The sequence below is a fragment of the Pseudomonas asiatica genome, from assembly GCF_009932335.1.
Lineage (GTDB): Bacteria > Pseudomonadota > Gammaproteobacteria > Pseudomonadales > Pseudomonadaceae > Aquipseudomonas > Aquipseudomonas asiatica.
In genome coordinates this window covers 3632261-3652695 of the sequence record NZ_BLJF01000001.1, presented here as the reverse complement: position 1 = coordinate 3652695, position 20435 = coordinate 3632261, and the positions used below count along the sequence as shown (strand labels likewise).

General features: G+C 62.9%; 19 protein-coding genes and 2 tRNA genes. 15 read left to right on the top strand and 6 right to left on the bottom strand.

The genetic code is table 11. The features are described 5' to 3' along the window. The first annotated feature begins 27 nt into the window (after nt 1–27). From pal to GYA95_RS16955, 5 genes are all read left to right on the top strand, one after another. A complete protein-coding gene (pal, locus tag GYA95_RS16975; RefSeq protein WP_015271469.1) occupies nt 28–528 on the top strand; it encodes a peptidoglycan-associated lipoprotein Pal in 501 nt (166 codons plus the stop codon). A gap of 6 nt (nt 529–534) precedes the next feature. Next, a complete protein-coding gene (gene ybgF, locus GYA95_RS16970) occupies nt 535–1341 on the top strand; it encodes a tol-pal system protein YbgF (RefSeq protein ID WP_004375252.1) in 807 nt (268 codons plus the stop codon). A 160-nt stretch (nt 1342–1501) separates the two neighbouring features. Then, nucleotides 1502–2149 (top strand): 7-carboxy-7-deazaguanine synthase QueE, encoded by a 648-nt coding sequence (queE, locus tag GYA95_RS16965; protein WP_015271468.1) that lies wholly within the window; start codon nt 1502–1504, stop codon nt 2147–2149. Between the two features lie 17 nt (nt 2150–2166). Continuing rightward, nucleotides 2167–2841, top strand: a complete 675-nt coding sequence (gene queC, locus GYA95_RS16960) for a 7-cyano-7-deazaguanine synthase QueC (RefSeq protein WP_015271467.1) — start codon at nt 2167–2169, stop codon at nt 2839–2841. A 60-nt stretch (nt 2842–2901) separates the two neighbouring features. Further along, nucleotides 2902–2977 (top strand) — tRNA-Lys (locus tag GYA95_RS16955). A gap of 234 nt (nt 2978–3211) precedes the next feature. Here GYA95_RS16955 and GYA95_RS16950 read toward each other — a convergent pair. From GYA95_RS16950 to GYA95_RS16940, 3 genes are all read right to left on the bottom strand, one after another. After that, a complete protein-coding gene (locus GYA95_RS16950; protein ID WP_015271466.1) occupies nt 3212–4171 on the bottom strand; it encodes a cation diffusion facilitator family transporter in 960 nt (319 codons plus the stop codon). A gap of 155 nt (nt 4172–4326) precedes the next feature. Next, nucleotides 4327–6390, bottom strand: a complete 2064-nt coding sequence (mcpU, locus tag GYA95_RS28500; protein WP_015271465.1) for a methyl-accepting chemotaxis protein McpU — start codon at nt 6388–6390, stop codon at nt 4327–4329. Between the two features lie 66 nt (nt 6391–6456). Beyond that, nucleotides 6457–7809: an APC family permease gene (locus GYA95_RS16940; protein ID WP_015271464.1), complete on the bottom strand. Its 1353-nt coding sequence runs from the start codon at nt 7807–7809 to the stop codon at nt 6457–6459. Between the two features lie 444 nt (nt 7810–8253). Between GYA95_RS16940 and GYA95_RS16935 the strand changes: the two genes are divergently transcribed. Continuing rightward, nucleotides 8254–9762 (top strand): YdgA family protein, encoded by a 1509-nt coding sequence (locus GYA95_RS16935; RefSeq protein ID WP_015271463.1) that lies wholly within the window; start codon nt 8254–8256, stop codon nt 9760–9762. Between the two features lie 297 nt (nt 9763–10059). Further along, on the top strand, nt 10060–11118 hold the full coding sequence (nadA, locus tag GYA95_RS16930) for a quinolinate synthase NadA (RefSeq protein ID WP_003254747.1): 1059 nt from the start codon (nt 10060–10062) through the stop codon (nt 11116–11118). A 118-nt stretch (nt 11119–11236) separates the two neighbouring features. On the opposite strand, the gene GYA95_RS16925 is transcribed toward nadA, so the two are convergent. Beyond that, nucleotides 11237–12673 carry a M48 family metalloprotease gene (locus tag GYA95_RS16925; RefSeq protein ID WP_015271462.1) on the bottom strand — a complete coding sequence of 479 codons (1437 nt, stop codon included), beginning with the start codon at nt 12671–12673 and terminating at the stop codon, nt 11237–11239. A 122-nt stretch (nt 12674–12795) separates the two neighbouring features. On the opposite strand from GYA95_RS16925, the gene GYA95_RS16920 reads away from it, so the two are divergent. Then, nucleotides 12796–13035: a sulfurtransferase TusA family protein gene (locus GYA95_RS16920; protein WP_004375233.1), complete on the top strand. Its 240-nt coding sequence runs from the start codon at nt 12796–12798 to the stop codon at nt 13033–13035. Nucleotides 13036–13054: 19 nt separating this feature from the next. Beyond that, nucleotides 13055–14125: an AI-2E family transporter gene (locus GYA95_RS16915; RefSeq protein ID WP_015271461.1), complete on the top strand. Its 1071-nt coding sequence runs from the start codon at nt 13055–13057 to the stop codon at nt 14123–14125. Nucleotides 14126–14235: 110 nt separating this feature from the next. Here the strand turns inward: GYA95_RS16915 and GYA95_RS16910 are convergent, their stop codons facing one another. Together GYA95_RS16910 and GYA95_RS16905 are read right to left on the bottom strand one after the other, a co-directional pair. Continuing rightward, entirely contained in the window at nt 14236–14709 is a 474-nt protein-coding gene (locus GYA95_RS16910) for a peroxiredoxin (RefSeq protein WP_004375231.1), read from the bottom strand. A gap of 11 nt (nt 14710–14720) precedes the next feature. After that, a complete protein-coding gene (locus GYA95_RS16905; RefSeq protein ID WP_013973793.1) occupies nt 14721–15281 on the bottom strand; it encodes a glycine cleavage system transcriptional repressor in 561 nt (186 codons plus the stop codon). 259 nt (nt 15282–15540) lie between these two features. On the opposite strand from GYA95_RS16905, the gene dapA reads away from it, so the two are divergent. The 6 genes from dapA (at nt 15541) to GYA95_RS16875 (ending at nt 20333) form a co-directional block, all read left to right on the top strand. Then, complete coding sequence (gene dapA / locus GYA95_RS16900) at nt 15541–16428, top strand: 4-hydroxy-tetrahydrodipicolinate synthase (protein WP_015271460.1); 888 nt, start codon at nt 15541–15543, stop codon at nt 16426–16428. Nucleotides 16429–16443: 15 nt separating this feature from the next. Next, nucleotides 16444–17565 carry an outer membrane protein assembly factor BamC gene (gene bamC / locus GYA95_RS16895; RefSeq protein ID WP_004375223.1) on the top strand — a complete coding sequence of 374 codons (1122 nt, stop codon included), beginning with the start codon at nt 16444–16446 and terminating at the stop codon, nt 17563–17565. Then, complete coding sequence (locus GYA95_RS16890; protein ID WP_015271459.1) at nt 17566–18324, top strand: MBL fold metallo-hydrolase; 759 nt, start codon at nt 17566–17568, stop codon at nt 18322–18324. It begins immediately after the preceding gene. A 30-nt stretch (nt 18325–18354) separates the two neighbouring features. After that, the gene (purC, locus tag GYA95_RS16885; protein WP_004375217.1) at nt 18355–19065 is read left to right on the top strand and encodes a phosphoribosylaminoimidazolesuccinocarboxamide synthase; all 711 of its coding nucleotides are present in this window, start codon (nt 18355–18357) and stop codon (nt 19063–19065) included. Between the two features lie 91 nt (nt 19066–19156). Then, a tRNA-Ser gene (locus GYA95_RS16880) sits at nt 19157–19246 on the top strand. 109 nt (nt 19247–19355) lie between these two features. Beyond that, nucleotides 19356–20333, top strand: a complete 978-nt coding sequence (locus tag GYA95_RS16875; RefSeq protein WP_161551453.1) for an integrase — start codon at nt 19356–19358, stop codon at nt 20331–20333. The last annotated feature ends 102 nt before the right edge of the window (nt 20334–20435 follow it).

Here is a 20435-nt window from a genome sequence, read left to right as displayed (position 1 = left end):
CACTGGGGTTTCATTAGGAGTTTCACGATGGAAATGCTGAAGTTTGGTAAATTTGCTGCGCTGGCTCTGGCCATGGCCGTAGCTGTAGGTTGCTCCTCGAAGGGCGGTGACAACGCAGGCGAAGGCGCTGCTGTAGATCCGAACGCTGGCTACGGTGCCAACGCTGGCGCTGTTGACGGTTCCCTGAGCGAAGAAGCCGCCCTGCGCGCAATCACCACCTTCTACTTCGAATACGACAGCTCGGACCTGAAGCCAGAAGCCATGCGCGCCCTGGACGTTCACGCCAAGGACCTGAAAGCCAACGGCAACCGCGTTGTCCTGGAAGGCAACACCGACGAGCGCGGCACCCGCGAGTACAACATGGCTCTGGGTGAGCGTCGTGCCAAGGCCGTTCAGCGTTACCTGGTTCTGCAGGGCGTTTCCCCTGCTCAGCTGGAACTGGTCTCCTACGGTGAAGAGCGTCCGGTTGCCACTGGCAACGACGAGCAGTCCTGGGCTCAGAACCGTCGCGTAGAACTGCGTAAGTAAGTTCTTATGCGTATGTGCCGCCGTGTAGTAACCGTCCTCGCACTCAGCCTGCCGCTCGCGGCCTGGGCTGAGGTCCCTGTAGTTGATGACAACGCAGGCAGCTATCCGCCTGCGGGTTATGGCACGAGCGGCGCCTATGCCGGGTCAGGGGCTTCGGCCCCTGCCTCTGCACAGGGCCAGCTGTTCATGCAGCTGCAACAGATGCAGGATCAGCTTTCCCGCCAGCAAGGCATCATCGAAGAGCTGCAAAACGATGTGTCGCGCATGAAGCAGGAAAACCTGGAGCGTTACCAGGACCTGGACCGTCGCATCAACAGTGGCGCCGCGCCTGCCGCGACCCCTGACAATTCCTCCGGTGGTGGTGCATCCAATGCCGCCCCCGATGCAGCAGCAGGTGCTGCTGCGCAACAACCGGCCGCCAGTAGCGAGCCTGGTGATCCGGCGAAAGAAAAGCTCTACTACGATGCCGCTTTCGACCTGATCAAGCAGAAAGACTTCGACAAGGCCAGCCAGGCGTTCAACGCCTTCCTGCGCAAGTATCCCAACAGCCAGTACGCCGGCAATGCCCAGTACTGGCTGGGTGAAGTGAACCTGGCCAAGGGCGACCTGCCGGCTGCCAGCCAGGCCTTTGCCCAGGTCAGCCAGAAGTATCCGAAGCACAGCAAGGTGCCGGATTCGCTGTACAAGCTGGCCGACGTCGAGCGCCGCATGGGCCACACCGACAAGGTCAAGGGTATCCTGCAGCAGGTCATCACCCAGTACCCCGGCACCTCCGCCGCGCAACTGGCCCAGCGTGACCTGCAGAAGCTCTAAGCAGTACCGCTTGAAAGAAACCCGCGCTTGTCGCGGGTTTTTTCGTTAGAATCAATGCCCTTTTTTCGTAAACACGCTGCTGCGGATAACGCTATGTCGAGTCCGCGACAGTGCCTGACGGAGGCGGGCAGCCTGTTTAGCTGTCACGCCCGTGGCGAGCATGCAAGACACATTACGCATCACCGAAGTCTTTTACTCTTTGCAGGGTGAAACTCGAACGGCTGGGTTGCCCACGGTATTCGTGCGCCTCACCGGTTGCCCCCTGCGCTGCCAGTACTGTGACAGTGCCTATGCCTTCAGTGGCGGCACCGTTCGCACCCTCGATTCGATCCTTGAGCAGGTCGCCGGCTTCAAGCCGCGCTACGTTTGCGTCACCGGCGGCGAGCCATTGGCCCAGCCCAACGCCTTGCCGCTGTTGCAGCGCCTGTGTGACGCCGGTTACGAGGTGTCGCTGGAAACCAGCGGCGCGCTGGATATTGCCGGCACCGACACCCGCGTCAGCCGCGTGGTCGACCTGAAGACCCCAGGCTCCGAAGAGTCGCACCGTAACCGCTACGAGAACATCGAGCAGCTGACCCGCAACGACCAGGTCAAGTTCGTCATCTGTTCCCGTGAGGACTATGACTGGGCGGTCTCCAAGCTGATCCAGTACAACCTGGCCGAGCGTGCCGGCGAGGTGTTGTTCTCGCCCAGCCACCACCAGGTTAACGCCAGCGAGCTGGCGGACTGGATCGTCGCCGACAACCTGCCCGTACGCTTCCAGCTGCAGCTGCACAAGCTGCTGTGGAACGACGAACCCGGACGTTGATTGAGGAGCAAGTACACATGACCGACAAACGCGCAGTAATCCTGCTGTCCGGCGGCCTGGACTCGGCCACCGTGGTCGCCATGGCCAAGGCCGAAGGCTACAGCTGCTACACCATGAGTTTCGACTACGGCCAGCGCCACCGCGCCGAACTGAACGCCGCCGCCCGCGTTGCCCGTGACTTGGGCGTGGTCGAGCACAAGGTGATTGGCCTGAACCTGGACGGCATCGGTGGCTCGGCATTGACCGACAGCAGCATCGACGTGCCGGAAACCCCGGGTGAAGGCATCCCGGTCACCTACGTGCCGGCGCGCAACACTGTGTTCCTGTCCCTGGCCCTGGGCTGGGCAGAGGTGCTGGAAGCCCGTGACATCTTCATTGGTGTAAATGCCGTGGATTACTCCGGCTACCCCGATTGCCGCCCCGAGTTCGTCGAAGCCTTCGAGCGCATGGCCAACCTGGCGACCAAAGCCGGCGTCGAAGGGCAGGGCTTCCGTATCCAGGCGCCCCTGCAGAACCTGAGCAAGGCGCAGATCGTGCAGGCCGGCATGGCTCGCGGTGTGGATTACAGCCTGACCGTTTCCTGCTACCAGGCTGATGATGACGGCCGTGCCTGCGGCAAATGCGACAGCTGCCGCCTGCGTGCCGACGGCTTCAAGGCAGCTGGTGTCGAAGACCCGACGCGGTACTTTTGAAAAAAGTTTGATGGGGTGTTGATTTCCCGTTAGAAATCAGTATTATACGCGCCATCCAACGGGTCGTTAGCTCAGTTGGTAGAGCAGTTGGCTTTTAACCAATTGGTCGTAGGTTCGAATCCTACACGACCCACCATATGCAGTACGTCAAAGCCCGCTACCGGCAACGGTGGCGGGCTTTTTCGTTTTCCGTTGGCCGAGTTTTATTGCTCGGTTTACGCGATTGCTTGTAGGAGCGGCCTTGCGTCGCGATCGGGCTGCGTAGCAGCCCCAGCAATTTGTGCGTTTTTGCTGAAGCCCTGGGGCTGCTGCGCAGCCCGATCGCGGCGCAAGGCCGCTCCTACAGGGGGCTGTGCAGACTCCAGATGTCTTACTCTGCCCACTCCGGATCCCCGGTAAACACCACCGTCAGCCAGCGGTCCGGCCCTTCACCACCCACGGCATCACCGATCTCGTTGCGCCACGCATCCCATTCATCGATGGTTTTCGCGGCCATGGCCTTCGGCACGATGAAATACAGTTCGATCTCCCGCGAGCGCCCGACCTTGGCCACATAGGCGCGGTACGACTGCAACCCATGGCGTGCGACGAAGGCCTTGGCGACTTCATCCACGTGCAGCTTGAGGTCGCCAGGGGTCACCAGGAAAATTTCCGACAGGGCCTGGCGCACCACCGACATCGGCAACGGCACGATCACCAGGCAGACCAGCGCCAGCACCGCCGGGTCGATATACGGCGACACCCACTCCAGCGATGTGCCTTGCACCGCATAGCCAAAGCAGAAGGCGATCAGCAGCGCGGCGGTGATGCTGGCCGACATCACCCAGCCCTTGACGTCCATGCGCACGAAGTCCGAGCCCAGCTTGCGGTTGGCGCGGGCCTCGACAACAGCGATGGTCACGCAGGCGATCACGGTCAGCACCGCGTAGACCATGGCGATGCCGAACTCCAGGTGGCGCCCGCCTTGCAGCAGGCTGCTGACGGCGTTGATCAGCGCATAGATGGCCACTCCGCTGAGCAGGATGCCGTTGAGCGCCAGCACCATCGGCTCCAGGTGCCAGAAGCCCATGGTGAAGCGCTCGCGCAACTTGCGTGACATCTGCACGCTGGTGGTATGCGCGGTAATCAGCCTGACCACCACCAGCGACAGCCCGCTCATGCTGGCATCGACCAGCGAATAGACGCCGTCGAACACGATGGAGAACGAGCCGGAGGCCAGGCCGAAGGCGATGCCGATGACGGCGATGAACAGGGTGACGGCGATCGAGGTGCGTAACAGGCCCTGTTCGCTGCTGATGTCGAAGAAGGTGGGGCGAGTCGGGTTTTGCATAGGTTGTACTCGATAAAATCAATAATGCTGTATTGCCTGTTGGGGCCTCTTCGCGGGCTCGCCCGCTCCCACAGGGTATGGCGCCACCCCGAAGGGCTGGGCATTTCCTGTGGGAGCGGGCATGCCCGCGAAGAAGGCGCACTGGCCCTGACAGGTTAGACGCGGAACTGCTCCATCAGCGCCTGCTGCTGGTTGGCCAGCCGGTTCAGGGCCTGGCTGATCCGCGCTGACTCATCGGCCTGGCCTGCCAGCGATTCGGTCACATCGCGAATGCCAGCCACATTGCGGTTCACCTCTTCGGCTACTGCGCTCTGCTCTTCAGCCGCCGAGGCAATCTGCAGGTTCATGTCGCTGATCACTGCCACTGCCTCGCCAATACGTTGTAGCGCCGGCAGCGCCTGTTCCATCCGCGCGGCGCTGTCCTGGGCCTGGCGCTGGCCTTCCTGCATCGCGCCCACCACATCCTGGGTGCCTTGCTGCAAGCCTTCGATGACCTGGCGAATTTCCTCCACCGACAACTGGGTACGCTGGGCCAGACCACGCACTTCATCTGCCACCACGGCAAAACCACGCCCGGCTTCGCCTGCACGGGCGGCTTCGATGGCGGCGTTGAGCGCCAGCAGGTTGGTTTGCTCGGCAATGGTGCGGATCACTTCCAGCACCGATCCGATCTGCCCGCTGCGGCCTTCCAGCGCGCGCGCCTCGTCCATGGCGGTGTTCATGCCAGCGGCCAGGCGGTCGATGCCCTGCCGGGTGCTGTCGATCAGCTGCAGGCCCTCGCGGCTGGCTTGGTCGGCAGCGCGTGCGGCCTGGGCCGCCTGCGAGGCGTTATGGGCGACATCCAGGGCGGTGGCGCTCATTTCATTGGCGGCGGTGGCCACCTGTTCGATTTCGCGGTGCTGTTGCTGCATGCCGGTGCTGGTCTGGCTGGCGATGGCTGCCGACTGGTCGGCGGTTCCGCGGGCTTCCTGCAGTGAGCCTTTGACCTGGGCTATGACTGGCTGCAGCTTGTCGAGAAAGCGGTTGAACCAACCGGTAAGCTGGCCCAGTTCGTCCTGGCGGGCATACTCCAGGCGGCGGGTAAGGTCGCCTTCGCCGCTGGCGATGTCTTCCAGGCGCGCGGCCACGGCCAGGATTGGCCGGGTCACCCCGCGTGCGGTCAGCCACACCAGCAGCAAACCGACTACCGCAGCGCCCAGACCAACCAGCAGGCTGGTGAGGTTGGCGCTGTGGTTGTGCGCATCCAGGCGCTGGTTGAGGGCGACGGCAGGCGCCTGCAGCACGCTTTCCGGCAGTTCCAGCAATACCTGCCAAGGGGCTGCATCAGGGATTGGCGTGAACGGGTGGGCAACACGCAGCAGGCCGTCGGCTACCGCCTTGTCCATCGGCTCGCCGAGCTTGCTGTCGTCGCGGCTGTTGCCGGCCAGCAAACCGGCCGCGCTGGCGATACTGACCTGGCCCTGGCCGTCGAACAGCTCCCGGCGGCCATCCACGCTCAACTGCTGCAGGTTGGCCAGGCCGATGTCCAGACCGACCACGCCGACCACCTTGCCGTGCTCCAGCAGTGGCAGGGCGATGCTGGTCATCAGTACCTGGCGGCCATTCACCTCGTCTAGATATGGCTCGAGCATGCAGGTTCTGGCGGTGTCCTGCGGGCAGGTCAGCCAGCGGTTCTTCGCCACGCCGTTGCTGCCGATGCTTGCGTCTCCGAGCATCGATTCCGGCATGGCTTCAAGTTCAAGGGTGCCGGGACGGGGTTGTGACCAGTACAGCGAGAAGCGCCCGCTCTCATTGCTGCCCATTGCATCCTGGCCGAGGTACTGGCTGTCCGGGTCCAGGGCGTTGGGCTGGAACACCAGGTACAGGCCGATCACATCCGGGTTGCCGGCCAGGCTGGCACGGGCCTGGCGCGTCAGTTCGGCGCGCAGGTCGTTGCCGCCACGGGCCTTGAGCACCTGCACCAGGCGGGCAAAGCCATTGCCGTACTGGTAGGCGTCCATGAAATAGCGCTGGATGCGCAGGGCCTGGGTTTCGGCATGGGCCTGCAGGCGCAGGCGTGCGCTGCTGTCGAGCATTTCGGTATTGGCCTGGTTGACCAATGCCGCGCTGCGCCGCGCCTGGGCCAGCGATGTGGTTACCAGCAGGGCGACGATGGCCAGCAGGCAGAGGCCGGCGAGCAGGGTGATCTTCCACTGGATGGAGAGGCGACGCAGCGGCATGAGGGCTTTCCTTTTCGAGCAAATGCAACGCCCGCGATCAGGCGCGGGCGTTGTCGGCAGCATGGGTCATTCAGCGATGTAGTTGGGTGGGGAGTCCCTGAAGGCTTTGGTCAGCCAGGCCAGGTACAGCAGGCCGAGCAGTGCCCAGACGCCACCGAACAGCAGCGAGTGTGCGTTCAGGTCCAGCCACAGCGAGACGATGATGCAGAAGCCGATGGTGGGTGCCACCAGGTATGTCAGCTGGTTGGCCAGGCCCTGGCGCTTGCCTTCGCGCAGGTAGCAGTGGTTGATCACCGACAGGTTGACGAAGCTGAACGCGACCAGCGCACCGAAGTTGATGATCGAGGTGGCGGTAACCAGGTCGAAGAAGATCGCCGACAGCGAAATCAGCCCCACCACCGCAATATTCAGCACTGGCGTCTTGTAACGCGAGTGCAGGCGGGCGAACAGGCTGGCCGGGATCACATTGTCGCGGCCCATCACGTACAGCAGGCGCGACACGCTGGTCTGCGAGGCCAGGCCCGAGGCGATGGTGTTGATCACGGTGCAGGCGATGAAGATCGACTGGAACAGCTTGCCGCCGACGTACAGGGCGATTTCCGGCAGTGCTGCTTCCTGGTCGTGGAAACGGGACATGGTCGGGAAGTAGGCCTGGATGAAGTACGACACGGTGATGAACACCAGGCCGCCAATCAGGGCGGTGAGGAAGATCGCGCGAGGGATGGTCTTGCCCGGGTCGCGGGTTTCTTCGGACAGGCAGGTCACCGCGTCGAAGCCGAGGAACGAGAAGCACAGGATGGTCGCACCGGCGGCCAGGGCGCTGAGCTGGGTCTGATTGTCGGCGAACGGCAGCAGGCTCCAGGCGGTACCTAGCCCTTCACCCTGGTCCAGGCCGCGCACGCACAGGTAGATGAACACGGCGATGATCGCCACCTGCACGGCCACGAACAGCAGGTTGAAGTGCGCCACCAGGTTCACGCTGCGCATGTTGATCAGGCTGATCAGGGTTACGAAGCCTGCCACCCACATCCATTCCGGTACTTCCGGGAACATGGCCGAAAGGTACAGCTTGGCCAGCAAGGCGTTGACCATTGGCAGCAGCAGGTAGTCCAGCAACGACGACCAGCCGACCAGAAAGCCGACGTGCGGGTTGATCGCGCGCTGGGTGTAGGTGTAGGCCGAGCCCGACTGCGGGAAGCGCCTTACCAGGGTGCCGTAGCTCACGGCGGTGAACAGGATCCCCGCCAGTGCCAGGATGTAGGCGCTGGGTACGTGGCCGGCAGTTATACCGGAAACGATGCCGAAGGTGTCGAACACGGTCATCGGGGTCAGGTAGGCCAGACCGATGATGATAACGTGCCAGAGACGCAGGGTTTTACGGAGTTGGCCGTTGCCGGAAGCGCTGTGGTCAGGCTGCATGCTGGCATGGCTCCTGCGGCTGGGCGTAAACGGCGGGCACGGTGTACTGCGCATGCGGCAAGGGCGAGCGGGTGGGCTCCATGTTGTTCACCTTTATTGTTGGAGCAGCGGGGGCGCGGGGGAGCGCGCAAAGTGGTGAAAATAAAAACGATGGGTAGCTTAGTGTCAAGTTAAACATGACAAGATGTTGCTGGATTGAAATATTTATCGATTAAAGTGGGGTTTTGTTCGGTTTTTGCGCGTTTTTTTGCGGTTGTGATCAATTTTGGTGTTCGCAAAAATTAACGAATGCCCGTCTCCCTTGGCAGGTCTGTCAGGCGTTTCCCAAAAACCGGATTTCTCGAGCCTGGCCAGCGCCAGGGCTGGGCGGCAGTGGTACTCTTGGCGTCCTGTGTGGCCCTTGGCCGCCTACGAAGCCCATATGGACAGCAATCGGTTCTATTCATGAAGAAATCAGTTGGCATCCTTTCCGGCCTGGCTATCGCCATCGCCGTCGCAACCACCGCTGGCGCCTGGTACACCGGCAAGCAGCTGCCTGCGGAGCTGGACAACGCCCTGGTCCGCAGCAACGCGGAACTCAAGAAGGCCCTGGTGAGTACCGGTGGCAGCATGAGCATCGAACGGGTATCGCTGGAGCAGCATTTCTTCAGCAGTACCGCCCAGTACCGGCTCAAGGCCCGCGATATCAACCTGGGCGAAGGCGAAGTGGTGAGTTTCGACGTTGGCGTGACCGACCAGATCGAGCACGGCCCGTTCCCCTGGTCGCGGGTAAAGGCACTGAAGCTGATGCCGGTGCTGGCAGTCAGCAACAGCACGTTGCAGAAGGACGACGCCACCGCGCCGTGGTTCGCCGCAGCGGGCGAGCAGGCCCCGGTCAGCGCACAGACCAGCCTGGGCTACGACGGCAATGTGGTCAGCCAGGTGCACCTGGCTCCGGTCAAGCTCGACGAAGCGGATGGCAACAGCCTCGACTTCTCGGGCATGCAACTGCAAGTCAGTGGTGATCAGGAAGGCAAGGCTTCGAGCTTCCACGGCCAGGCCGATCGGTTCGTGATGAAACTGGTACGCGATGACCAGCCGCCTGCCACCTTCGAGCTCAATGGGCTGAAGGTCGGCGGCCAACTGGCGGCCACCGCGCACGAGGCCATCTACGTTGGCAACGTCGACCTGGCACTGGCGGAAACCAAGGTCACCCTGGGGCCGAAACAGCAGGTGCTGGTGGTCAAGGGGCTGGAGCAGAACGCCCTGCAAACCCTTGAGGGCCCGGATACCGTGGGTGGCCGCGTGGAGTACAAGGTCGGGGATATCACCTGGGATGGCCGTGCGGTGGGCAAGGCGCAGATGGCGGTGAGCATCACGTCGGTCAACGCGCCGGCGCTACAGGCGTTGTCGACGTGGTACCAGGCGCATCTGCCGGAATTCGAGGCCGCAGCTGCCGCTGGCCAGCCGGTGCCGGAAATCCAGATGGACGATGAGGAGAAGGCAAGGTTCCAGGGCGAGCTGCAGAAACTGCTGGCTGCCAAGCCCCGGGTGGCGGTGGAAAACCTGTCGTTCAGGACTGCTAATGGTGAAAGCCGCTTCGACCTGTCGATGGGCTTCGCCGCCCCGGCCAGCTTCGACCTGCCGCCTGACCAGTTGAGCAAGCAACTGATCACCGAGGTGAAGAGCAAGCTGTCGTTGTCCAAGCCGATGATCGGTGACCTGGCAACCTTGCAGGCACTGCTGGATGGCCAGACCGACGCCCAGGCCATCGCCATGCAATCGAGCCAGGCCGGGGAAATGGTCGGCATGATGGCGCTGCAGAGCGGCATGGCCACCGTGCAGGGCAATGATGTGGTGAGCAGCCTGCACTATGCCGACGGCATGGTCGACTTCAACGGCAAGAAGATGACCGTGGAAGAGTTTGCCATGCTCATGGCGGCGCAGCTGGCGGCCCTGTCGCCGCAGGGCTGATCGGCTAAGCCTGTACCGGCCCTATCGCCGGCAAGCCGGCTCCCACAGGGATTGCACAAATGTTGCTGGCAGTAGTGATCCTGTGGGAGCTGGCTTGCCGGCGATAGGGCCAGCACAGGCAACACAAAAACCACTTTAGAATTCGCTGGATTGTCTGTAGCCTTCGGCCTCCGATAATAATCCGCGCCCGCAGAGGGCCGTGGCGGCCTTTGTGCCGTCCGGCACCCTTAGCCGATCTGTCAGGGCCGGGTGATACACTCGATTTGACGCGCGCACGCGCCTGCAGGTCCAGCGATCATGACCCAGATTTCCGAACGCCTGTTGGTTCAGGCCCACCTCGACGCCAAGCAGCCAAACCCGCTGACAGCCGAGCAGGAGGCCGAATACCGTGCGGCCATCGCTGCCGAGCTCAAGGCCCAGAACGCCGTGCTGGTCGCCCACTATTACTGCGACCCGGTCATCCAGGCGCTGGCCGAAGAAACCGGCGGCTGCGTGTCCGACTCGCTGGAAATGGCCCGTTTCGGCAAGAACCACCCGGCCGAAACCGTGATCGTTGCCGGTGTGCGCTTCATGGGCGAGACGGCGAAAATCCTAACCCCGGAAAAGCGCGTGCTGATGCCCACCCTGGAGGCCACCTGTTCGCTCGATCTGGGCTGCCCGGTGGAAGAGTTCTCGGCCTTCTGTGACCAGCACCCCGAGCGCACCGTGGTGGTTTACGCCAACACTTCCGCAGCCGTGAAGGCCCGTGCCGACTGGGTGGTGACCTCGAGCTGCGCGCTGGAAATCGTCGAAAGCCTGATGGACAACGGCGAAACCATCATCTGGGGCCCGGACCAGCACCTGGGGCGCTACATCCAGAAGCAAACCGGTGCCGACATGCTGCTGTGGGACGGTGCCTGCATCGTTCACGAAGAGTTCAAGTCGCGCCAGTTGGCCGACATGAAGGCGCTGTATCCGGATGCGGCGATTCTGGTGCACCCCGAGTCGCCTGAAGCGGTGATCGAGCTGGCCGACGCGGTGGGCTCCACCAGCCAGCTGATCAAGGCTGCCCAGACCCTGCCGAACAAGACCTTCATCGTCGCCACCGACCGCGGCATCTTCTACAAGATGCAGCAGCTGTGCCCGGACAAGGAGTTCGTCGAAGCCCCCACCGCCGGTAACGGCGCGGCATGCCGCAGTTGCGCGCACTGCCCGTGGATGGCGATGAACACCCTGGAGCGTGTGCTGGATTGCCTGCGTAATGGCACGAACGAGATCTTTGTCGACCCGGCGCTGGTGCCGAAGGCGATCAAGCCGTTGAACCGGATGCTGGACTTTACCCAGGCAGCGCGCCTGAAGTTGTCCGGTAACGCCTGAGATTGCTGGGGCCGCTCTGCGGCCCATTCGCAGCACAAGGCTGCTCCTACAAGAGATCACATTCCCTTGTAGGAGCAGCCTTGTGCTGCGAATGGAGCGCGAAGCGCTCCCTCAATATTCAGCGCCCCATCATTTCCTGAACCATGCGCTGCTGCTCCATGATCTCGCGCTGGCGCTGGTCAATCTGTGCTGCCAGCGGGAAGTTTGCGCCCGACCTGCGCTTGGCGTAATCCAGCTGCTGGATCGCCTGGTCGAAATCGCCCACCAGGGTGAAGTACTCTGCCCGCGCCCGGTGCAAGCCAATGGTATTTCCTGAAAGGCCCCGCACTTCGGCCATGTCGTACCACACGTCCGGGTCATCCGGCCGGCTCTTCACCAGTTCGTTCAGCACCTTTTCCGCCTCGGCGGGCTTGTTCAGTTTCACCAGCAGATCGGCACGCACCTGCTTCAGCGGGTAGTTGCCCGGGTACAGCCCCTGCATGCGTTCAGCACGCTGCTGCGCATCCGCCAGGCGGTTGTTGGTGATGTCCAGGTCGATCTGCGCCAGGTTGTAGGTAATGTCGTTGGGCGCCTTGGCCAGCAGCGGCTTTAGCAGCTCGCGCGCCTCGTTCAGCTGGCCACCTTTGATCTGCGCCAGGGCCAGGCCGTAACGCGCGGCGTCCAGCTTGGGGTCTTCGTCCAGCTGGGCGCGGAAGCGTTTGGCCGCCAGCCCCGGGGTGCCTTCGTAGGTAAGCGCCACCCGGGCACGGATCAACTGGTAGCGCATGCTGTCCTCGACGCCGCCCTTGGGGGCCTGCTCGGCACGGTTGCGGGTGTCGGCGATACGCGACTCGGTTACCGGGTGAGTCAGCAGGAATTCCGGCGGCTTGGCGTCGTAGCGGTACTGCCGGGCCAGGCGCTCGAACATGGTCGGCATGTTGCGTGGGTCGTAGCCGGCCTTTTCCAAGTTCTGGATGCCGATACGGTCGGCTTCCTGTTCGTTCTGCCGCGAGAAGCGCCGCTGTTCCTGGATCGCCGCCGCCTGGGTGCCGGCGATCACACCGATACCGGCATCACCGCCGCCACCGGCCGCCAGCACGATACCGGCCAGCAGCGCCGCCATCATCGGCAGTTGCATGCGCTGCTGGGCCTCGACGCCGCGGGCGAAGTGGCGCTGCGACAAGTGCGCCAGTTCGTGGGCCAGTACCGAGGCGTACTCGCCTTCCGTCTGGGCGTTGAGGAACAGCCCGCCGTTTACCCCGACGATGCCGCCCGGGGCGGCAAAGGCGTTGAGCTCGCGGCTATCGATGAGGATGAATTCCAGGCGGCGGTCCTGCAGCTGGCTGGTTTCGGCCAGGCGATACACGCTGGTCTCGACGTAGTCCTTCAGCTGCGGGTCGTTGAGCTGGTTGACCTGGCCGCGCAGCAGGCTCAGCCAGGCACGGCCGAGCTGGTGCTCCTGTTGCGGCGAGACGATCGCGGAACTGGCATCACCCAGTGATGGCAGGTCGTCAGCATGGCCAGGAAGGGCCAACAGGCAGGCCAGCGTCAGCAGGGTAGGGCGCAGTAGATTCATGCATGAAGCTCGCGTCGGTCAAAGATACCTACTGTAGCGGGCTCACACGTTGGCGACCAGTGGCGCTATCCTAGCCGGCCAAATCCAGATACAGCCTGGCAATGCCTTTGGAGAGCCCCGCAATGAGTGAAACCCTGACCTGTGACGCCGAACTGGACGCCAGCGGGCTGAATTGCCCTTTGCCGCTGCTGAAGGCCAAGATGGAACTCAACCGCCTGGCCAGCGGCGCGGTGCTCAAGGTAATCGCCACCGACGCCGGCTCCCAGCGCGACTTCCGCACTTTTGCCCAGTTGGCCGGTCATACCCTGCTGCGGGAAACGGCCGAGGCCGGTACCTACACTTACTGGCTACGCAAGGCCTGAGTCTTTCCAAGGATCGTCAATGTTCAAAGTGCTTCGCGACTGGATGCAGCGCTACTTCTCCGATGAGGAAGCGGTGGTGCTGGCGGTCCTGTTGTTCCTGGCTTTTACTGCGGTACTCACCCTCGGTGGCATGCTTGCGCCGGTGCTGGCGGGCATGGTGCTGGCGTTTCTGATGCAGGGGCTGGTCAATGCCCTGGAGCGCTTGCGGGTACCCACCCGGTTGGCGGTGATGCTGGTGTTCGCCCTGTTCATGGGCGCGTTGGCGGTGTTCATGCTGGTGCTGGTGCCGCTGCTGTGGCACCAGTTGATCACCCTGTTCAACGAACTGCCGGGCATGCTCGGCAAGTGGCAGTCGCTGTTGTTGCTGTTGCCCGAGCGCTACCCGCACCTGGTGTCGGACGAGCAGGTGCTGCATGCCATCGAGTCGGTGCGCGGGGAAATCGGCAAGTTCGGCCAGTGGGCGCTGACCTTCTCGCTATCGAGCCTGCCGCTACTGGTCAACGCCATGATCTACCTGGTGCTGGTGCCGATCCTGGTGTTTTTCTTTCTCAAGGACCGCGAACTGATCGGCCGTTGGGTCAGCGGCTACCTGCCGCGTCAGCGCAGCCTGCTGAACCGGGTGGGCAGCGAGATGAACCGGCAGATCGCCAACTACATCCGCGGCAAGGGCATCGAGATCCTGATCTGCGGCATTGCCACCTACATCGCCTTCATCAGCCTGGGGCTCAACTACGCCGCGTTGCTGGCGCTGCTGGTGGGGCTGTCGGTGGTGGTGCCTTACGTGGGCGCGGTTGTGGTGACCGTGCCGGTGACGTTGATCGCATTGTTCCAGTGGGGCTGGGGTGACCAGTTCATCTACCTGATGACGGTGTACGCGATCATCCAGGCGCTGGACGGCAACGTGCTGGTGCCGCTGCTGTTCTCCGAGGCGGTGAGCCTGCACCCGGTGGCGATCATCTGCGCGGTGTTGCTGTTTGGCGGGTTGTGGGGGTTCTGGGGGATTTTCTTTGCCATCCCGCTGGCGACCTTGATCAAGGCCGTGCTGGATGCCTGGCCGCGGCAGGAGCCTAGTGTGTCACCGATGCTGTAATTTTGGGGCTGCTTTGCAGCCCATCGCGACACAAGGCCGCTCCTACAGGGATACGCGATTTCCTGAGCGGCCTTGTGTCGCGAAAGGGGCGCAAAGCGCCCCCAACGATCTCAAGCCTTGTTCAGGGCCTGGGCAGCAGCCAGTACTGCATCCACATGCCCGGGCACCTTCACCCCGCGCCATTCGTGGCGCAGCACACCGTCCTTGTCGATCAGGAAGGTGCTGCGGTCAACGCCCATATATTCCTTGCCATACAGCTTCTTCAGCTTGATCACATCGAACAGCTGGCACAGGGCTTCGTCCTTGTCGCTGATCAGCTCGAACGGGAAGCCTTGCTTGGCCTTGAAGTTCTCGTGCGACTTGATGCCATCGCGCGACACGCCGAACACCACGGTGTTGGCTGCGGCAAAGGCATCGTGCTGGTCACGAAAACCCTGGCCCTCGGTGGTGCAGCCCGGGGTACTGTCCTTCGGGTAGAAGTACACCACCACCTGCCGGCCCTTGAGCTCGGCCAGGCTGACGGTTTGCCCGCTGGTGGCCTGGGCCTGGAAGTCGGCAACGGGTTGGTCGAGTGCTACGGCCATGGTCGGTTTCCTTACATTGGGTTCTGTGGACGCCATGGCTCGATCAGCGCATCGAGGTTCAGGGCATCGGCAAAGTCCAGGAACTGGTCACGCAGCCAGCTGATCTGGGTGCCGGCCGGCAGAATCACGGTGAACTGGGCGTTGAGCATGCTGCTGCCGGTCTGCGGTGCCAGGTAGGTATCGCAGGTCATGGCTTCCAGCTCGACGCGGTGGTCGAGGAAGAACTGGCACAGCTCGTTGATGATGTCCGGCCGGTAGGCGGCGCTGACGTAGGCGACGTAGGGCAGGGCCTGCGGGCGCACTTCCTGGTCGGCGCTGCGCACCACGTCCAGGGTCAGGCCGTGCTTCTTGCCCAGGCCCGGCAGCATGGCTTCGAGGCGTGCCAGGGCGTCCCAGCTGCCACCAACCTGCAGTACCAGGGCGCTGGTCTCGCCGTGGCGGCTCAGGCGCGAGGTGACCACCGCGCAGCGGTTCTCGAACGCAGCGCGGCTGAGGACGTTGGCCAGTTCCATGGGGTTCGGGCCCAGGGCACTGATGACAAGGAATTGTTCGCGGACGGTGGGGGTGGACATGCAGCATTCCTAAAGCGATGAGCGGTCGGCACAGGACGGGCGAAAGCCTCCTGTCGGCAGGGCCCGGGGCTCGCATGCGAGGTCGTGGACGCTGGCGGGGAGCAAGGTCGACGGCCCGGCGGGCCGCGCTGCACCGATCAAAGCATCAAGGGTAGCGAAATAAGGCGCCGAGGGGAATGCTCCGCCCGCCTGCTTCGCTTGTGCAAGGCCGATGCCCCCAGTACCATTACCGCTCTCTTTTTCCGGCAGGAGCAGTTACATGATTGCGGGCAGTATGGTGGCATTGGTCACTCCCATGGATGCACAAGGGCGTCTTGACTGGGACAGCCTCGACAAACTTGTAGACTTCCACCTGGAAAACGGCACCCATGCGATCGTCGCTGTCGGCACCACCGGTGAGTCCGCCACGCTGGATGTCGAAGAACACATCCTGGTCATCAAGCACGTGGTTGAGCGCGTCAAGCGCAGCAGCCGCCGCATCCCGGTCATCGCCGGCACCGGTGCCAACTCCACTGCCGAAGCCGTGCACCTGACCCAGAACGCCAAGAGCGCTGGTGCCGACGCCTGCCTGCTGGTGGTTCCGTACTACAACAAGCCGACGCAAGAAGGCCTGTACCAGCACTTCAAGCACATCGCCGAAGCCGTCGACATCCCGCAGATTCTCTACAACGTACCCGGCCGCACCTCCTGCGACATGCAGGCCGATACCGTGATCCGCCTGTCGAAGGTCAAGAACATCATCGGCATCAAGGAAGCCACCGGCGACCTGGTACGCGCCAAGGCCATCCTCGATGGCGTCGACAAAGACTTCATCGTCATGTCCGGCGACGACCCGACCGCCGTCGAGCTGATCCTGATGGGCGGCAAGGGCAACATCTCCGTCACCGCCAACGTCGCCCCGCGCGAAATGGCCGACCTGTGCGAGGCCGCCCTTGAGGGCAATGCCGAGAAGGCCCGCGCAATCAACGAAAAACTCATGCCGCTGCACAAAGACCTGTTCTGCGAGTCCAACCCGATCCCGGTGAAATGGGCGCTCGTCGAAATGGGCCTGATGCACAAAGGCATTCGCCTGCCGCTGACCTGGCTGAGCGAAGGCTGCCACGAAAAAGTCCGTACTGCCTTGCGCCAGTCCGGCGTACTGGTTTAAGAGGAAGTACACCGCATGAAGCGACTGGCTGGTCTTTCCGCCCTTGCCCTGATCATTTCCAGCACCAGTGGGTGTGGCTGGCTGTGGGGCGAGGATGGCTATTTCCGCGACCGCGGCAGCGATTATCTGCAGGCGCGCCCGACTGCGCCGATGCAGCTGCCGCCGGACGCCAGCAACGTCAAGCGCCTTGACCCGCTGCTGCCGATCCCACGCAACGTCGCCGACGACAGCGCCACCGGCGAATTCGAGGTGCCTCGCCCGCAACCGATGACCGGTGGCGCCGCCCAGGTTACCGACTACAGCCTGCAGCGCAGCGGCAGCAGCCGTTGGGTGCTGGCCCAGCATTCGCCGGCCGAGGTATGGCCGGTGGCTCGCCAGTTCTTCGAGGACAATGGCTTCCGCATCGCCGAAGAGCGCCCGCAGACCGGTGAATTCAACACCACCTGGCAGCGTTTCGACGAACTGTCGGCTTCGCTCGGCCAGCGCCTGGCCAGCACTGCCAGCAGCGCTGACAGCGAAGTGCGCGTGCGTGTACGCATGGAGCCTGGCGTGCAGCGCAACACCTCCGAGGTGTATGTGGTCAGCGTCGAGCGCCCGGCTGGCAGCACTGCCGAGCCCGATTTCCCGTCCACCTCCAGCAACACCGGTGCCGATGCCCTGCTGGTCGACGAAATGCTTGCCAGCATGAATCGCAGCGCCGAGAAGGGCGGTTCGGTATCGCTGCTGGCCGCGCGCGATTTCGACGCGCCAAGCCGCGTCAGCCTGAGCGAAGACGGCAGTGGCAACCCGGTGCTGTACCTGGGCGCCGACCTGGACCGCGCCTGGTCCAGCGTGGGTCGTGCCCTGGAGCAGGGTGGCGAGTGGCGTGTCGAGGACATCAACCGCAGCCTTGGCCTGTACTACATCAACCTGTCTGAAAAGCCTGAAGACAAGCAGAACCAGCCTGGCTTCTTCGGCCGCATGTTCGGCAGCGAACCGACCAAGGAAGAGCGTGAAGCCCGTGCCGAGCGCTACCAGGTTCGCCTGAGCAAGGTGGGTGAGAGCGTGCAGGTCACGGTCGAGAAGAACATCAACACCGTGGCCCCGGCCGATGTCGCCCGCCGCGTGCTGAGCGCCATTCAGGACCACCTGGGCTAAGTGCGCTTCGCGGTACTCGGAAGCGGCAGCCAGGGAAACGGCACGCTGATCGCCAGTGGTGACACGTTCATCCTGGTCGATTGCGGGTTCTCCCTGCGCGAGACCGAGCGGCGCCTGGCGCTGCTCGGCGTGTCGGCAGCCCAGCTCAGTGCGGTACTGGTCACCCACGAACATGCCGACCACGTGCATGGGGTCGGCTTGCTGTCACGGCGCTACAATGTACCGGTCTACCTCAGCCAGGGGACCTTGCGCGGCATGCGCAAGCCGGTGGAGGTGGCCGGTTTTCTCGCTTGTGGCCAAAGCCTGCGTATCGGCAGCCTGGAAGTGACCGCGGCGCGGGTCGAGCACGACGCCTACGAGCCGCTGCAGTATGTGGTCAGTGACGGCCAGCGGCGCTTCGGCATGCTGACCGACCTGGGCTCGTACGACGCGCTGCTGCTGGAGCGTTACCAGGGCCTGGATGCGCTGCTGATCGAGGCCAACCACTGCCGCGACCTGCTGGCACGCGGTCACTACCCGGCCTTCCTGAAGCAGCGGGTGGGTGGCATGCAAGGACATTTGAACAATCACCAGGCCGCGCGCCTGGTGCACGAGTTGGGCTGGAGCAACCTGCAACACCTGGTGCTGGCCCACCTCAGCAGCAAGAACAACCTGCCACACTTGGCTCGCCAGTGCTTCGTCGATACCCTTGGGTGCGACCCGGACTGGCTCCAGGTGGCGAATCAGGAACACGGGCTCGACTGGCGCGAAATCGCCTAGCCCAACACCTCAAGCAAGCGGAGCCCAATCATGGAAAAACGCGACGAACTCTACCGCGGCAAGGCCAAATCGGTTTACAAGACCGACGACGCCGACCGCTTGATCCTGCTGTTCCGTAACGACACTTCGGCGTTCGACGGCAAGCGCATCGAACAGCTCGACCGCAAAGGCATGGTGAACAACAAGTTCAACGCCTTCATCATGCAGAAACTGGAAGAAGCCGGCGTGCCGACCCAGTTCGACAAACTGCTGGGCGACAATGAGTGCCTGGTGAAGAAGCTGGACATGATTCCGGTCGAGTGCGTGGTGCGCAACTACGCCGCCGGCAGCCTGGTCAAGCGCTTGGGCGTGGAGGAGGGCATCAAGCTGGAGCCGTCCACCTTCGAACTGTTCCTGAAGAACGACGAGAAGGGCGACCCCTTCATCAACGAATCCCACGTTGTCGCGTTTGGCTGGGGCACTGCCGAGCAGCTGGCCGAAATGAAAAAGCTGTCGCTGAAAGTCAACGAAGTGCTGAGCAAGCTGTTCGATGATGCCGGCCTGCTGCTGGTCGACTTCAAGCTGGAATTCGGCGTATTCCATGGCCAGATCGTGCTGGGCGACGAGTTCAGCCCGGACGGCTGCCGCCTGTGGGACAAAGAGACCCGCAAGAAGATGGACAAGGACCGCTTCCGTCAGGGCCTGGGCGACGTTATCGAAGCCTACGAAGAAGTTGCCAAGCGCCTGGGCGTGCCGCTGTAAGCGGCGCGTTCACGCAAGCGCCTGATACCACGCGATTTTTTTTAAAAAAAGGTTTGCGTTTTAAAAGAACGCTGGTATGATGCGCGGCATTGGAGAGATGCCGGAGTGGTCGAACGGGACGGATTCGAAATCCGTTGTACTGGCAACAGTACCTAGGGTTCAAATCCCTATCTCTCCGCCATATTAAAGGCCCCGAGCGCTGTATAGCACTCGGGGCTTTTTTCGTTTGGGGGAATTTTGGGGGAATGGGGGAGCGTGTAATTCCCCCAAGCGTTCGCTATCATTCCGCCATGGCCTACTACGAAAAGCGCGGTGACAGCTGGCGCGCCCAGATTCGCCGCAAAGGATATCCAACCCTTTCCGCCACCTTTGACACCAAGGCAGAAGCCCAGCGATGGGCGGCCGAGATCGAGGGTGATATGTCGCGTGCGCGCTTCGTCGACATGCGTGAGGCCGAGAGCACCACTCTGGCTGAGGCGCTGGACCGGTACCTATCAGAGGTTACCTCTACCAAGAAGGGCGCCAAGCAGGAACAGGTCCGCATCAAGAAGTGGAAGGAGCACAAGTTGGCCAGCAAGGCCCTCGCGGCGATCCGCTCGAGCGACATGGCCACCTACCGCGATGCTGAGCTCAAGGAAGGCAAGTCGACCGCGACAGTCCGCCTGAACCTGGCAGTGATCAGCCACCTTTACACTGTGGCCACCAAGGAATGGGGCATTGAAGGACTGACCAACCCGTGCCGGGCGATCCGGATGCCCAAGGGCAGCAAGGAGAGGGATCGTCGCCCGACGCCGGCGGAGCTCGCCGCGCTCTACAAGGCGGCCGGCCAGATGAACGCCCAGCTGCCGGTGTTCATTGAGTTGGCGGTGGAGACCGCGATGCGACGGTCTGAGCTGCTGATGCTTCGCCGCGACCAGGTGCGCGGCAAAGTGGCCTACTTGGAAGACACCAAGAACGGCGAGAGGCGCGCGGTGCCACTTTCCTCCCGGGCAATTGCCCTGCTGGATGGCTTGCCCACGCCGATCGGTGGCGGCCGGTACTTCAACCTGGCCCTCAACACGATTAGCAACTATTTCCCCAGGGCCTGCGTGGCCGCTGGGATTGTAGGCTTGCGCCTTCACGACCTGCGCCATGAGGCAACCAGTCGTTTCTTCGAGCGAGGCTTCACGATGATGGAAGTCGCGAGTATCACGGGGCACAAGACCCTGGCGATGCTCAAGCGCTACACGCACCTCAGCCCGCAAGACCTCGCCGAAAAGTTAGGGTGAGGTTATCATGCCGGCTCTTCAAGCAAGATTGATCAAGGAAGCTAAATGAGGCCGCTGCCCGAAGGTTTGCGCAGGATATGTGTCGTTTTAGGCATGTCGCTT